General features: G+C 45.9%; 12 protein-coding genes. 8 read left to right on the top strand and 4 right to left on the bottom strand.

Annotated features, from left to right (window positions below; translation table 11 throughout):
- Positions 1-168 precede the first annotated feature (168 nt).
- Both MPAL_RS14250 and MPAL_RS04555 read right to left on the bottom strand, forming a co-directional pair.
- Entirely contained in the window at positions 169-3,972 is a 3,804-nt protein-coding gene (locus tag MPAL_RS14250) for a PAS domain S-box protein (protein ID WP_012617581.1), read from the bottom strand.
- Positions 3,969-4,430, bottom strand: coding sequence for a hypothetical protein (locus MPAL_RS04555; RefSeq protein WP_148208139.1), 462 nt, complete (start codon positions 4,428-4,430; stop codon positions 3,969-3,971). The genes MPAL_RS14250 and MPAL_RS04555 overlap by 4 nt, the downstream gene beginning before the upstream one ends.
- A 980-nt stretch (positions 4,431-5,410) precedes the next feature.
- On the opposite strand from MPAL_RS04555, the gene MPAL_RS04560 reads away from it, so the two are divergent.
- Positions 5,411-6,907 (top strand): ATP-binding protein, encoded by a 1,497-nt coding sequence (locus MPAL_RS04560; RefSeq protein ID WP_158303629.1) that lies wholly within the window; start codon positions 5,411-5,413, stop codon positions 6,905-6,907.
- A 619-nt stretch (positions 6,908-7,526) separates the two neighbouring features.
- Here MPAL_RS04560 and MPAL_RS04565 read toward each other — a convergent pair.
- The gene (locus tag MPAL_RS04565; protein WP_148208140.1) at positions 7,527-7,811 is read right to left on the bottom strand and encodes a type II toxin-antitoxin system HicA family toxin; all 285 of its coding nucleotides are present in this window, start codon (positions 7,809-7,811) and stop codon (positions 7,527-7,529) included.
- A complete protein-coding gene (locus MPAL_RS04570; protein ID WP_012617586.1) occupies positions 7,798-8,859 on the bottom strand; it encodes a hypothetical protein in 1,062 nt (353 codons plus the stop codon). Before MPAL_RS04570 ends, MPAL_RS04565 begins: the two co-directional genes overlap by 14 nt.
- Positions 8,860-9,113: 254 nt before the next feature.
- On the opposite strand from MPAL_RS04570, the gene MPAL_RS16175 reads away from it, so the two are divergent.
- From MPAL_RS16175 to MPAL_RS04600, 7 genes are all read left to right on the top strand, one after another.
- Entirely contained in the window at positions 9,114-9,266 is a 153-nt protein-coding gene (locus MPAL_RS16175) for a hypothetical protein (RefSeq protein ID WP_012617587.1), read from the top strand.
- A 189-nt stretch (positions 9,267-9,455) separates the two neighbouring features.
- The gene (locus MPAL_RS04575) at positions 9,456-9,941 is read left to right on the top strand and encodes a hypothetical protein (protein ID WP_012617588.1); all 486 of its coding nucleotides are present in this window, start codon (positions 9,456-9,458) and stop codon (positions 9,939-9,941) included.
- A complete protein-coding gene (locus tag MPAL_RS04580) occupies positions 9,941-10,726 on the top strand; it encodes a DUF1828 domain-containing protein (protein WP_048145683.1) in 786 nt (261 codons plus the stop codon). Before MPAL_RS04575 ends, MPAL_RS04580 begins: the two co-directional genes overlap by 1 nt.
- A gap of 333 nt (positions 10,727-11,059) precedes the next feature.
- On the top strand, positions 11,060-11,362 hold the full coding sequence (locus MPAL_RS15715; protein WP_148208141.1) for a hypothetical protein: 303 nt from the start codon (positions 11,060-11,062) through the stop codon (positions 11,360-11,362).
- Between the two features lie 840 nt (positions 11,363-12,202).
- Positions 12,203-12,415 carry a transposase gene (locus MPAL_RS17475; protein WP_052292191.1) on the top strand — a complete coding sequence of 71 codons (213 nt, stop codon included), beginning with the start codon at positions 12,203-12,205 and terminating at the stop codon, positions 12,413-12,415.
- A complete protein-coding gene (locus MPAL_RS17480; protein WP_158303631.1) occupies positions 12,391-12,642 on the top strand; it encodes a transposase in 252 nt (83 codons plus the stop codon). Before MPAL_RS17475 ends, MPAL_RS17480 begins: the two co-directional genes overlap by 25 nt.
- 249 nt (positions 12,643-12,891) lie before the next feature.
- Complete coding sequence (locus MPAL_RS04600; protein ID WP_012617593.1) at positions 12,892-15,900, top strand: ATP-binding protein; 3,009 nt, start codon at positions 12,892-12,894, stop codon at positions 15,898-15,900.
- Positions 15,901-16,044: the final 144 nt, after the last annotated feature.

Below are 16,044 nucleotides of genomic sequence, written 5' to 3' on the forward strand. Positions count from 1 at the left end.
AACGACGGATCGTGCGAGGGGCCGGTTTTCTGATGTGAGCACAGGGTATTTGGGCTCTTTTGATATCCTCCAGCGCTACCCCAATACTCCATTCCTCCATCGGCCAGGGATGCACATCTGTCCAATTGTGAGGGTTTCAACAGAGCAAAAAAAATATTTTTTCGTAATTTACAACGGTTTCTCTGGAATCGTGAAGAGGAATGTGCTCCCGCTCCCTTCTTCAGACTCGACCCAGATCCTGCCGCCGTGCCGCTCCACAATCCGCTTGACGACCGCGAGGCCGATCCCGGTGCCAGGGTATTCTGCCTTGGTGTGGAGCCGTCTGAAGATCATGAAGATCTGCTCGTGATATGCAGGATCAATCCCGAGCCCGTTGTCCTTCACTGAAAAGGTCCAGCCCTTTCCGGTACGCTCGGCATTGATCCAGATCTCCGGCTCCCTCTCCTCCGGGCAGTACTTCATCGCATTTCCGATCAGGTTCTGGAACAGTTGGACCATCTGGGAGAGGTCCCCCTGTATCGATGGCATCGCTCCCCGAGTGATCCTGGCATTACGTTCACGGATGGGAATGATGAGGTTTGATATGGCTTCTTCGATTGCATGCTTCATATCAACCCGCTCGACCGGTCGCATCCCCTGATTGATACGGGAATAGAGGAGAAGGTCATTGATCAACGCCTCCATCCGCAGCGCACCGTCGACAATGTAGCCGATGAACTCATCAGCATCTGCATCCAGTTGTCCTTTATACTGCCTTTCGAGAATTTGTGAGAAACAGGTCACCATCCTGAGCGGTTCCTTGAGGTCATGGGAGGCGATGTACGCAAACTGTTCCAGTTCCTGGTTGCTCGCTTTCAGGTTATCGGCGATGGTCTTGAGGACCTCTTCGGCCTGCTTGCGCTCGGTGATATCATTGAAGAGGATGGCGACTCTTCGACTCTCCGGGCCGCCGACCCGATATGCGGAGACCTCATACCAGCGATTCAATGCTTTTGCTTCATTCTCAAATCGGACCGGTTCGCCAGTCAATGCGATCGTTCCATAGATTTCAAACCAGTGTTCCTCATGGTTCGGAGCAAGATCACGCATCAATCTCCCCTGGGCCTCATGCAATCCGGTCTGTCTCTCAAACGCCGGATTGATCTCCAGGAAGCGGTAATCGATGGGACGTTCGTCTGCATCGAAGAGCATTTCGATGATGCAGAAGCCTTCGGTCAGGGTGTTGAAGAGCATGCGATACTGCTCTTCCGACTGGCGCAGCGCCTCCTCTGCCCATTTCCTTTTGGTGATGTCCTGTCCCTGTGCAATCGTCGACTGGACAGTCTCTCCATCTGCTCCAAAGATGGCTGCAGAATTCCAGAGGACGGTTCTGACTTCCCCGTTCTGGTGGAGAATGGGGATCTCCACGACCTCCATCCTCTCTCCGTCGTTGGTCTTTCTGATGATCTCCAACACCGGTTCGGCGAATTTTTTGGGGAAGAGGAGTTCGAGCGGTTGGCCGATGACATCTGCCGCCTTCCTGCCGATCAGCAGTTCGAAGGCATGGTTGAACCTGGTGATCCGGAACGCCGGATCCCAGACGATGATCGGGGCGTTCGCGTACTGGATCAGGTTTTCGAGGTACTGGCCCGTCTCCCTGAGTTCATGCTCCATGGTCGTCAGCTCGTCGATGCTCTGGCGCAGTTCCTCCTGGGTTGCCGTCAGTTCCTCGTTGAGCTCACTGAGTTCCTGGTTCTTCTCGAGCAGGTCTGCCTCAGCACGATCCCGTTCTGTAACATCCAGCACCTGAGAGAGGATCGAAACGAGTTCTCCTGTTTCGTCCCGCAGGGCCGAGTTGTACCATTCGCAGGTGATGACCGCCCCGTCCTTTCGATAGTTGCGGTTGGTATGCTTGTTCCGCGGGGCCTTTCCGTTCATCATATCAGCAGAGATGGAGGCGACCCGATCCACGTCCTCTTCGTATACCCAGGGGATTTCGTCGATCGTTCTCCCCATGACCTCTGCCATGGTCCAGCCAAACACTTTTTCCGCTTCATCCGACCAGCGGGTAACACGGAACTGTGCGTCAAATTCCACGACCGCCAGGGGAGAATTCTCTATATGATGGGTAAGGCGGAGGTGGGCTTCGTGCAGTGCCTCCTCGGTTCGCTTCCGTTCGGTGATGTCCTGTCCCTGTGCGATCGTCGACAGGACAGTCTCTCCGTCAGATCCAAAGATGGCTGCAGAATTCCAGAGGACGGTTCTGATCTCTCCGTTCTGGTGGAGAATGGGGATCTCCACGACCTCCATCCTCTCTCCCCGGGTGGTCTTTCTGATGATCTCCAACACCGGTTCGGCGAATTTTTTGGGGAAGAGGAGTTCGAGCGGTTGGCCGATGACGTCTGCCGCCTTCCTGCCGATCAGCAGTTCGAACGCGTGGTTGAACCGGGTGATCCGGAATGCCGGATCCCAGACGATGATCGGGGCGTTCGCGTACTGGATCAGGTTTTCGAGGTACTGGCCCGTCTCCCTGAGTTCATGCTCCATGGTCGTCAGCTCGTCGATGCTCTGGCGCAGTTCCTCCTGGGTTGCCGTCAGTTCCTCGTTCAGGATATGGAGACCCTCGTTCTTTTTGAGGAGTTCTTCATCAGCCTGCCTGATCCCGGTGATGTCCCGGCTGAAGGCAGCAATGCTGCTCACTGCACCGGCCTCGTCAAAGACCGGGCAGAAGGTGTGGATAAAGATGGTGCCGGCCCTTATATCTTCAAACTGGACCGATCGGCGTGAGCTGATCACCTCTTCGATCCGTGCCCTTCGTGCCTGAGCCAGTTCAGATGTCATGAACTCAGAGTACTGGTGACCGATGACTTCGCCTGTGTCCTTCCCGCCCAATCGTACCAACGCCGTCGGATTCGCCATCAGGATGGTGTCATCGGTGCCGAACAGCCAGATCGACTCCTTTGCAGCTGCGAGGATCGCCTGTGCGGTCTTCTCCTGTTTGCGAAGTGCTTCCTCTGTCTGTACCCGGACGATCGAGGCACCGAGGGCATAGGCCACCTGTTCAAGCACCCTGACCTTCTCCGCCGATATCATCCCCTCCTGGTGATCAGCGAGGTGGAGCAGCCCCATGATCTGGTCCCCTTTCCGGATCGGAATGAGCGCGACCGATTCGTATCCGACCATAGTGCAGGTGTTTCGGGTCTTTTCCTTCTCCTCATCAGATTCGGTTGCGCGGAATTTTGTTGTGGCGTTGATCATGAACGACCCGCCGGCAGTGTAGAACGGCAGGGAGGGATCGGTCGTGCCTTCGATCACGTTGATACAGATGCAGTGATCGGTCCTGACCGAGAGCGGGTTCTCCTGTTCGTAGAAGTCGCGGGAGAAACCAGCGTACGCCAGGTAAGGGATGTTCCCCTGTTCATCGAGGATCCGGACCCCGATCGAGTCGCATCCGGTGTACTCCTGCAGGGTGCGAATGTACTCTTCGAGGAGCGGCTGGAGGGTATGGTGTTCCTCCGCACTGTGCAGGACCCGGTTTGAGAGGGAGAGGATCTCGCGGTTACGCTTCTGCTCGGTGATATCGGTGATGAAGGAGTAGTAATACTGGGGGTTTCCCTCTTTGTCTGTGACGAGGTGAACGAGGAGTTCAATGGCGACCCGTGTGCCGTCTTTTTTGATATACTCCTTCTCGTACCGGACTGGTTTGCCTGTGCGGTGGAGTTCTTCAAGATTTTTCCTCTCAACATCCAACCATTCCGGAGGGGTCAGCGTTGCCGTCCAGTCCATTTTCTGCAGTTCGTCTGCTGTATAGCCGGTCAGCTCCTCGAATGCATGGTTGACGATCCCGAGTCTCCCGTCCAGGTATCCGACCCCAAACGGCTGGGACGATCTGTCGAGGATATCTGAAAGGAACGTGTTCCGCTCTAGGCTCTCCAGGAGCGCTCTCTCATTGGCGAGCAATTGATCATTGTTCGCCTGCAGTTCCTCACTCATCGCGATGAGCTCCTCGTTGATGGCAACGAGGTCTTCGTTCTTGTGAACAGGCGTCTCTTCGGCCTCGTCGAGGTCTCTGCCGATCCCGTCGGAGAACCGGGGGTGACCCCTGCATCCATTACCCGGCGGTCCTGTCTCCGGGCACCGGTAGGAGCAAGACGGGAGAAGAGCGCGAGGCTCGCCGGGATGATCCGGGCAGATGCAGCAGGTGATATCAGGGTGGTCGGGTGACCAGAGCGTGTGCTCACGATCTGGACCAGACAGGTCTCGCCGACAGAGTGGCTGCCCCTGAGGCTGAACCCGAGTTCGCTCGCTTCAAGGATCGCGATCCCGGCGAGCGTGGCGGTGACAAAGCCGGCGGCTCTGGTTATTCTCCAGGGGTTCATATCACCCCATCCTGTAGTGTTCTCGGAGGACCGTCCGAACCCTGCTGTTTTTGAACCTTCGTCTCGAGCCATCTTTCCTCTTTATCCAGAGATCTTAGTCAAGGAATGTATTTTATCCATCCGATATGACCCAAGGACATATCTCCCCTTTCCCACTTTTCTGCCCCAACCCTGGTCCTCACTGTGACCAAGCGAAGAAGTCGAGTAGCCAGCCCCGATTAAACAGGAATAATTCGAACAGTATTATCGTCCTCTGTTGCACATAAATATAACATTCCGCACAATTTTTCCAGTACGACCGGGTCGTGCGTTGGCGGACGGTGGCCATGCCGGCTGGTTTGTGCGAGGGGCCGGCCGGGTTGTGGGGGGGTGGCGGTTTTTGTGAGCGGGGATCGGGGGGGAGGGGGCCGGCGATTTATCCTACGTCTTCTCAGGATTATCCGTCTCGATTTCGCCTGTAATCCTGGTTAGACGGAGTTCACGCGGCGATGGTGGTTTAGTATGGTTAATTGGAATTAGGTTGTGATGCCGGCCTCGAACACAACGATTGTTGAGCGTCTGATGTCTACCCTGTCATAGATCCCCGCAATAATTCCGATATGGTCCGGTGATTACCTAGCAGTGATAATCAACGCAGATATAGCAGTCATTATGGATTTTTTTATGATGTGAATAAAACGATCTATCTGTCTCGCTATTGTAAGAGTGGGATAGAATTTATTGCGGAAAGACTGATATCATGTTCAAGAGAAGACAATCATAATTTTACTGATAATGGGCATTATTGCGAGAGATGAACGATGGGAACCAGTGGCAGAAAGTGATCTAGGCAGAATTCACCATCAAAGACAAAAAGACTCAACTGGTGATCAAGAAGATGTACAAATCCTGTGTTGCAAAACCCGATCCTTTTCATGTCCAGTATTTCTATAAGTCCACGCTGCTGAGGACACAGGATGAGATTTGCGTGAATATTCAGAATCTGGAGAAAGAGACTGAAGGATTACTAAACCAGATCGTCCTGTAGAATCATTACAATCACAATTATGACTATGAAAACAACCTCTGCCAAGAGAATGACAACAATTGGAATATTTGTCAGTAGTGTGCAAAAGGAATTGAATGAGGAGAGGATAGCAGTTCGTGATTATATTAATACGAACCCGCTTCTCAGGCTATATTTTGACACATTTCTCTTTGAAGATCTCCCAGCACGTGATTGTAAACCGGACGAATTATATTTGGATGAAGTCGATGGATGCTCGATATATCTGGGGATTTTTGGTAATGAATATGGCTTGGAGAACAACCAGGGTGTTTCTCCTACAGAACTTGAATTTGAACGGGCAACAGAGAAAAGTAAATACCGGTTAATTTTTGTTAAGGGGAAGGATGATGTCGAGCGTCATCCGAAGATGCAGAATCTCATCAACCGGGCAACACCTCATGTTGTGCGAAAACGTTTCATCAATACAGATGAATTGAAAGAAGAATTGTTTAATGCATTAGTTCAATTTCTGTGTGACAGCAAAATAATCCCCAGTACACCATTCGATGAATCCGCCTGCCCCGGATCGACATTAAAGGATCTATCCTATGAAATAATTGAGTGGTTCGTCGCCGTTGCAAGAAAAGAACGGCATTTCCCTCTCCAGATAGATACTCCTCCAGAATTGGTTCTGCGACATCTCGAACTGCTCGATGGGACACAACCGACCAATGCAGCGGTTCTCCTCTTTGGGTCAAATCCCCAAAAATTTTTGCAAACTGCAGAAGTCAAATGCCTTCATCTTCATGGTTCGGTTATCGCAAAGCCAATTCCTTCGCATCAGGTTTTCACTGGAACTGTTTTCGAACAGGTTGACAAAGCAACCGATTTCGTTCTTTCAAAACTAAATCGTTTTGTCCCGGCCCGTGATGAGGCCCCGGCCAGTGAAACCAGTTACGAGATTCCCAAAGAAGTAATCAATGAAGCCATTGTCAATGCCATCGCTCACCGGGATTATACATCTTCGGCGAGCATTCAGGTCTATGTTTTTTCTGATCGTATCGAGATCAGAAATCCTGGCGAGCTTCCTCCGGACCTAACCTTTGAAAACCTGAAAATAACTCATAACTCCAGGCCCCGTAATCTCCGGATTGCGAATGCATTATTTCTCTCGCACTATATCGAAAAAATCGGATACGGAACTCTCCAGATGATTGCTGGATGTAAGGGCGCTGGTTTGCCGGCGCCGGATTTTTCTCAAAGTGGTAGCGATTTTGTTGTTACGCTCTGGCGCGACTGGCTGACTGATGAGGTTATGACAAAGCTGGGGATCACTACCCGACAAAGAATTGCTATTCAATTAGCGAAAGATTCAGGACGTGTGAACAGTACTGATTATTCGAACCGTGCGGAGATTTCACGACAGACTGCAGTGCGTGACTTGAAGGATCTCATTGGTAAAGGTATCCTTGAAAAGAAAGGAGTAACCGGAAAGGGTACTTATTACTCATTGTGCAAAGGACTGAGAAAGGCACCATACGATTCAGAATCCGGAGAATGAGGATCGTACATTCTCACGCAGTATGTCGGTACCCTGTTCAATCAAACGACTCATAATGGTAACATCAGAATCAGGACACCATCTGGAATATCCTGGTTTAACTGGGTTGGATAAGGGTCTAAAGAGATCTGCGCCGGTATTTCGGGTCAACACATTCCTCATCTCATTGACTCATATGGTGCATATCATTCAGGACCGCACCTGAATTCTCACCGGACGATAAGGCTGGAAGGGGTATTGGGGTCAGGATAAATGAGACATAAACCGGCCCCCCCCTTGGGGGGTATGCACTATCCCTCTCAAACTATAACTGGAGCGTTGCGCCCGTATCCGGAACACTACGAGTGTGGGGTCGAATTCTTGAATCCGCGGTGGTGCCAGCACCGGCTTGCCCTGCTTCTTCCTCGTGTCTTGTTCCCCTGCCACGGCCAGCCGGCCTCTTTGTTCACCGGATGGCAACGACTGGATCGTGCGTTAGCGGATGGTGGCTATGCCGGCGAGCCGTGCGAGGGGCTGGCCGGGTTGTGGAAGGAGGGGTGGCGTTCTTCGCCACCGTGTACCGGGGGATTCGGGGCCGGCGGTTTTGGATGTGTACCTGGTATTCGAAAGCGCCAAAAAATCAGAGTTTTACAATTCCTTCATCAAGATAAAATTCCCTGAGGGTTTCCCCGTTCATGGAACAATCGACCAGTTCACAAAACTGTTCGTGGGAGAGTTTGAGTTGTTTCGCCATTTTATGCATCAATTCATCGCTGATCTCTTTTTTCCCATGACTGATGAATGTGAAGATGGATGTCTTCTTTCCATCAATGAAGAATATCAGGTGGGTATGAGACGTATTTTTTTCCTTAAACCCTTTCTTAAGCAGGGAATTTGCGATGTTGTAGTTTTTACGCGTTCCCAACAACATCGCCTTCCCGTGCAAAAAATGACTTTAGCATTAAACGGAATTCAAATGCGTCCTGCGTGAGCGTATCAGCGTCGACTTCCACATAGTCATTCCAGAGTTCAGTAAGTTCTTCTTCAATCTCCTGTATTCCCAGTTTGAGAGATGACGATGTGGCAAGAAGGTGGAACGGTTCGTTGGACAGGATATATTCATCCAGATCATACTGAACGTCAAGGATTATCGGCTCTTTGAGATGAATCCGGCTATTTTTAAAATTAATTTCCTGAAGAGGGAGATGGGGGATCTGTTCGATCGCCTTCTCTGAAGAAATTTCAATACCATTGTTCTTTTTCATCTGTCCGATGATGCCAACCATGGTACCGACATAATGCTTCATCGACTTTTCCAGTTCCGGGGTATATGTGCAGGTGAATTCACCCTCTGGCGTATCAATCCTGCATTCGTGCTTCTTGTCGACCCTGATCTGGATCAGACGGCCGACAATTGTTTTTTCAGTTGCCTCTGGCACTTTATGGAGTGCCCGCTGGATAGCGGGTTTGCGTGAAGGGTTGAGTTGGAAGGACCTGGGCTGGCCAAAACCAAGCTGGATGCTGAAGGGAGAACGATTATCCGGCCAGAGATGATCGATCTCCTGAATGAGACGGTGTGCTCTCGGCTCATCTGGTATTTTTTCTGCAATTTTTTTCGAGATATCATCATCAGACTGTGCGATATGGACGATCTCGTTTGTAAGATCGATTGCCTTCTCCCCATTTGTTGGGATTTGTGGAAAAAGCCCCTGCTGAGAATCGGCGATCCCGAGCGTTGCCCCGACGCTTCCGATTTTTAGTTCACGGACGACGAGGGTGAATCGCTCTTTAACTGATTTAGGGAAATCTCCGCTGGTACGGTATTTGTTCCCTTCAAGAAAGTCCCCGACCACATAGAGGAGATTCTGGAGGCTCTGGAATTTTTCTGCAACGAGTAAAGCAGGGATGGGAGAATTGGTATCCCCTGTGGATGTGATCGTGAGTTCAATTTTTTTTGTTATGGCGGGCGGCATCCTGGGAACCTCATCATGCTCTGATGAAAGAGTATCTGAGTATATTCATGACACTTGGTTTCTGGGGTATTAAGGATTTTTAGTCGTGGCAAGACTGTTGAAATTGTGCCTTGCCGAATACCATGTAACAGAGAGATGAAGTGATTTGATCCTGGCAGTATGTATTGCTTGGGGACACGGTAGCAGGGGATCCGAATCCTGATCCAGCTTTCTCTGTCAATGCTTTTCGGAGAAGGTATTCGAGCCGCTCGGTCATGCTCGGGAAGCACGGGTCGGCTGTCGCCCTCCGTCGCTGGATCGGCCGGCCGGCAGCGCCGCTTCGTTCACCGCATGACAACGACCGGATCCTTGCGGTGGCGGACGGTGACCATGCCGGCGAGCCGTGCGAGGGGCCGGCCGGTTCTTGATCCTGCATCTTCACTGGATTATCCATCTCAGTTTCGTGTGTAACTATGGTCAGCCATAGTTACACACGATTATTGTGGCTAACTATGGTTGACTGGAATTAGGTTGTGGTACTGGGATCAGAAATAGAGAATTATTACCCAAATAAAATCAAGAACAGAATTATTATACCAGGAGACTAATGAAAAAATATGACGATCCAGCTGACAGATGATATGATTGGATCGTTGCTCGCTGAGCGGAAAGAATTACCTGATGATTTCCTACTTCATTCAAAGTTAAAATCCAGACACGGACACAAAGAGTTTGGAAGAGAAATAATCGGAGAGAAGGGATCACTGTTCCGTCTTGTCTACCGGCAGAGCGAGTTAAACCAGCTGGATTTTTCAATAATTCTTCTGTACATCCCAAAAGGATCGAACCAGCAGTTCCGTCTGCGCAGATATAATGGAAAAAGTCATGAACATACGAATCCTATAGAGAAAAAAACCTTCTATGGATTCCATGTCCATACTGCAACCGAACGCTACCAGCAGTCTGGCAATCGGGAAGATACCTATGCTGAGGAGACGAATCGGTATGCAGATTATCACGGTGCGATCGAATGTATGTTGGAAGACTGCGGGTTTGTGAATTCGACGAACGACCGGAGCCTTTCACAATGGGGGATGAACTGATGTCAGTCCAGACAATCACACAGAATTTCCGGCAGAAAGTGTGCGATCAGGTTCGCGTAGAGGCCGAAGGTGTCGACCGGTACCGGGTGTTCACTCCGTTCCTTTTTGAGGATGGGGATCATCTCGTTGTCGTTCTGAAACTGGAGGAGGGGCGATGGGTGCTCTCTGATGAGGGACATACTTTCATGCATCTCACCTACGACCTGGACGAGAAAGATCTTCGAAGCGGGAGCCGGCAGAAGATTATTTCAAATGCCCTCGCTGCATTCTCTGTCGAGGACCGCAATGGAGAACTGATCCTTTCAATCAACAATGAGCAGTTTGGCGATGCCCTGTACAGTTACGTTCAGGCGCTGCTCAAAATTTTTGATATCTCCTATCTGTCACGGGAGCGTGTCCGATCAACATTCATGGATGATGTACATGATTTTGTTCAGGAACATATTCAAAAAGGGCATGTTCATGTTGACTGGCATGATCCGATCCATGATCCTGACAGTAAATATAGTGCGGATTTCATGATCGAAAGTGAATCCGGGCCGATTCTTGTGTACGCGTTATCGAATGATAGCCGGGTGAGTAATGCAACGATCAACCTGCTCATGTTTGAAAAATGGGGGCTGAAATTCCGGTCTATTGGTATCTTTGAGGACCAGGAAGAGATCAATCGGAAGACGCTTGCGAAGTTCACGGATGTCTGTGAGAAGCAGTTCTCCAACCTGTATGGGAACAAGGACCGGCTCCTGAAATATGTACAGGAGTCAGGCGGAATGGTGACGGCATAGTATTCCCGGCACTGTCTCGCCATGCTTCTTCCCCGTGTCTCTCTCTTCCCTGACACGGCTGGCCGGCAGTGCCTCTCCTTTCACCGCATGGCAACGACCGGATCCTTGCGTCGGCGGACGGTGGCCATGCCGGCGAGCCGTGCGAGGGGCCGGCCGGCTCAATCTGAAGATGGAGACATCACCCAGAACCCCGATTCCGGTGAAGATGATTTGCTGCATTTGCTGCATGTTTCCTGCACGTTTGCTGCATCTGCAGCAAAGAACGAAAACACAAATCCTGCCTCTGTTTACGGAACAGATGAAGTATCATCATGTGTACAGGAAGATGGATCGTTGTTTGCTGCAAATCCGGAGAACGAAGGGCGATCGGTCGATCGTGCCGGCGTCTCTCTCCCTCTCTCTCATGTTCCTGACAGTTGCAGCAAACACGATCGGAATGTGGAGGATATCGCCGGGATAGGAGATCTAGACCCTGAACCGGCTCCGTCGGTTTGCTGCAGTCTGCAGCAAACTGCAGGAAACGTGCAGCAAATAACTTCTCCTGCAGCAAACAACCAGGAGCAGGAGCCGGCTGCAGCTCTGGACATATCTTCCCTCCCGGAGGTGGCACCGGCTCGCCATGCTTCTTCCCCGTGACTCTCGTTCCCCTGCCACGGCCGGCCGGCAGCGCCTCTTCGTTCACCGCATGGCAACGACCTGTTCGTGCGTCGGCGGACGGTGGCCATGCCGGCGAGTGGTGGGAGGGGCCGGCGGTTTTGGGGATGTGTGCCAGGTATTCGATAGATCTAAAAATCAGAGTTTTATAATCCCTTCAGCAAGATAAAATTCCTTGAAGATTTTCCGTTCATGGAACAATCGACCAGTTCACAAAACTGTTTGTGAGAAAATTTGAGTTGTTTCGCCATTTTATACATCAATTTAGGATTATCCATGCTCTGCCAGGCACAGTCTGGGATATTGTTACGCTCGTTGGGTCCCTGCATGAGATTGATACTACGGACAAAACCTTTATCCTCGGCAGGGGTTTGTGTCAGAGAAGAATAAGACAGCATTGATTGATACACACTTCTCATTTGTTCTCCTCTTTTGACGAAATACCAGCCATTATGGGACAAGGATCCATCTCATCGACATGGGCTATTTCTTCTATCAGAAACGGCTCATTCATGATAAAAACGAGAACTCAATGGAGGATGATCTCCTTGAAGGTGTCGATCTGGCCGAGGATGAACATAAGGCACTGTATCGGTTGCTCGATGACGGTGAGATTGATCGATCCACGTAAGGTCGAAGGCTGAAACGAGTTGGTAAACCCCTGATTCTTTCGAATCAATTATATTTACGACGAAAAAAGGTTTATGAAGGGTCCCGAATCAGGTCAGAGAGATCACACAAAAACTCGGAGGGAGTATATTCTCTAATGAAAGAGGTGTTTTGGCTTTAATGCCCCTCTGGTGACAGTCGGGGTTTAGGAGAATGGAAATCGAGAGATCCTGGGAGCCCGGATTACTGCCATGTGAAAATGATAGTTTCTGGTCCGGGCTCTTCTATGAGATGAAAGAACGAGGATTGAATAGCGTACAACTGGTCATATCTGATTGTCATCAGGGAATCCAAACGGCAGTGTCTACGGTATCTTGGGAGTATCAAGATAAATTCCTGATGTGCATGCAACCCATGCAGTTTTGAGGAATATTCCTAAAAAAAACCAACGGGAGGCTACTAAACAACTCAGGGAAGTATATGGATTCGAACAGAAACTCCAGATGTTTGCCGATTCACAGAATTCACAAAATTACCAGAGAACTGCCAACACTATCGAACGATACTTTCCAGGATTCCTGAACTACATGGCATTCCCTAAACAGCATCACAAAAGGAATGGGACTACCAATGTCATGGGATGGGGTCAATGAGGAATTGAAACGTGGAACCAAAATAGAAGGTGCGTTCCTCAACGATGAGTCACTCCTCAAAAATATAGGTACCTCCTCATGGACGTGAATTAAGAGTGCATGACTGGCAGAAAGATTTGGCAATGGAGAAGGGATAATCAGGCGAGGATACTGGGCTCGTTGAAATTACAGTAGGTATGGCACATTTCTGGTTAAAAATTGACCTTAAAAATCGATTATTTATTATAATCTAAATCTTTATTTATTCGTATGGTTTTGAAAGAGTTTAATATACTGTTTGCCGGCGAAAAAGTTAAAAATGAATTATTCTATTGTGATAAATATGAGAATAATTTGATAAAAAACAATTTGGGCATTCATGAACAATATACACATGTTTCTGATGATGGTGGAGTAGATATAATTCCTAAATTATTGGATTATCTTAATCCCTCGACTTCAAATCCTGACAGAAAATATAACAGTTATTGCCTGGGGAGTACTGAACACTATATTTCTCGAGAAATAACAAAGAAATATAGTCAAAAATTTTCATGTAAAAATTTAAAACAACTTAATCACATTGTAGAATTTGAAGAATATCGTGGAGAGAAATTTCTAGGAATTGCAGCTAAGAAATCTGATAATGATACTTCAAATGAAGATAAACAAAAATTTGGGAATGGAGATGAAGGATTTAATCAATATAAAGACTTGAAAGATTTGAACTCTGAATCTGCTAGATATTTATTTATTGACGATCTTGGATATTCTTTTGCTTCGGATTCTAAAATTTTTAATTTATTAAATTCCCTCAAATTTGACAACATAATTGTTTTTTGGAAATTATCCTATAATACCATATTAAAATTATCAAAAAGTGACGATGGGAAAATTGATGATGGGAAAATTGATGATGGATATAAATCCTTATTAAATGGAAAAAATGTTGTAACCTTTTTAAATGCAAGAGATCTTCGTGCTTGCGGTGCAAATATTTCTTATAGATTATCTTGGGAGAAAACTACAGAAGAATTGTTTGATCAAATGAAAAATAACCCAGTCTTTGATTCAATAATGAATTATTCTAAGATAATAATAATCAGAATTGGATTAGAAGGGGCACTTGTCATTATAAAAAAGGGTGAAGAATTAGAGTCATATTTATTTTTTGATCCTTACTGTTTAGAGGATGAATTCATTGAAAAACATGTTGGTAATGTTCAGGGGATTTCTAGCGCATTTTGTGCTGGTTTTATAGATTCATTTATTGATGATATAAATGAATTAATTCATTTTTATGATGATGAAAATAATAATAAAAATAAAAATAGAGAAATGGAGATTTTAAATAAATTCAAAAATGGAATCCGCGATGGTTTAGGATTTTCAAGGAGAATGTGGTTTTGGGGGTATGGAAGAGATGATAAACCCACTCGAATCGCTGATGAATTTGTATTATCAACAAAACCATGTGAATCTGGAGATTTTTGTTTAAGTAAAGAGGAGATGAATATAGTAAAACAAGATGTATCTTTTAAATTCTCCTCATTTAAAATTCCAGGGGATATTTTAGATGAACAAAAAGGTACATGGACAATTCTTGAAAAAAATAGAAGGGCAATATCTTCGCAAAAATCATTTGGAGAAATTGCATACAAAATCGTTGATATGGGTATTGAAAAATTCAGCGAGAACAATACTATAAACGAAGAATCACTTTTTCCAATTTATGAAAAAGGAGGTTTAATTTCTGTCGATCGAAGTGAAATTGAAAGTTATCAAAGTATAAGAAATATTATATCTGAGTATGTAGATTCAGAGAATATAAAAAATCCTCTTTCAATAACAGTTTTTGGTCCTCCGGGGTCAGGAAAGTCATTTTCAATTGAAAAAATAATTGAGAGTTTAGATAATGATAAAATTGATTTTAAAACATTCAATTTATCACAGTTTACAAGAAATGAACAGTTAACAACTGTCTTTCATATAATTAGAGATGTTTGTCTTAAAAATAAAATACCTGTAATATTTTTCGATGAATTTGATTGTAAAGTGAATAATAATAATCTAGGTTGGTTAAGGTTTTTTTTAGCCCCAATGCAAGATGGATTATTTTTCGATGGAGAAAATTTTCATCCCATAGGAAGAAGTATTTTTGTTTTTGCAGGGGGAATCTACAAAAGTTATGAGGAATTTATTTCAGTTGTGCGAAAATCAAAAAATAAAGATCTAAAATTGTCAGATTTCTTAAGTAGATTAAAAGGTCATATAAATATAATCGGTTGTAATAAAACCGGAGAAGATGAATATTTATACAAAATTAGACGAGGGATATTACTTCGTTCTGTTATTAAAAAGGTTAGGCCAGATTTGATTATTAACGGTATCCTTTCAATTGATCAATGTGTTGAACGTGCATTTATTAGTTCATCCAATTATTATCATGGTGCTCGTTCAATTCAGGCAATTGTTGAAATGAGTAATTTAAACAGTTTAACGAAAATTGGTCCATCCGCTCTGCCTCTGGATGTACAACTTGAACATCATATAGATGCTGAAATATTCTTAAATTTAATACATCGAGAACTTCATCTAAACAAATTAATCAAGAAGGAAATTCCTAATTTAAATCTGAATGAAGTAGAAAAAATGTTTGTTGATAGACAACGTGGATATTTCAAACGTCCAAACTTAATAAATAAGTTAATAAAGTCATCAGCCGAATTATGGAATTTAATAGTTGAAAATAAACCTAAAAGAACTCTATCTGCATTGACATTTCCAAATAGGTACTATTTAAAATGGAGTGATCTGGACATATCTAGAAGAATTGTCATTTTTAAAGAAATATTAAAATTGTTAAATTATTTAATTCAAGATAAGCACTACAATAAGAAAAATAATTATCAAATTAATCAAACAATAATATTAAATTCCATATCTCAATTTAAAACCAGAGAAAATTCCTTTATTTGCGATTTTTTTCTTTCGGGTTTGAAAGATAACATTCTTTCGCATAGAATGATTGATATAATATCTGACATGATGTATTCTGGAAAAGATGCTCATAGGATTAGATCCTTTGATACATATTTTTTAAATATTTCAAAGAATCTGTCAACAGAGGATCCATCAAGGGAGGAGCTGACATGGATTGCAGATATCCTTATTCAAAAGAATACTGATGATGCCCCTTCAGTTCTTTCTGAAATTGACAAAATAAATGATATTATTAATCAACTTGATTTAAATGGATTTCAGGTATATAAATCCTAATCCATTTTGCTATGTTGTATCTGTCTTTCCGCAGTAATTTTTATCCCACTTCAACAATAGATGGTCAAACAGAAAGATCATTATATTTAGAATCAAAAATAACTCAAGAATAGCCGCCGTTTCAACACCGATCTTCACCGCACG

Source organism: Methanosphaerula palustris E1-9c (genome assembly GCF_000021965.1).
GTDB classification, from domain to species: domain Archaea; phylum Halobacteriota; class Methanomicrobia; order Methanomicrobiales; family Methanospirillaceae; genus Methanosphaerula; species Methanosphaerula palustris.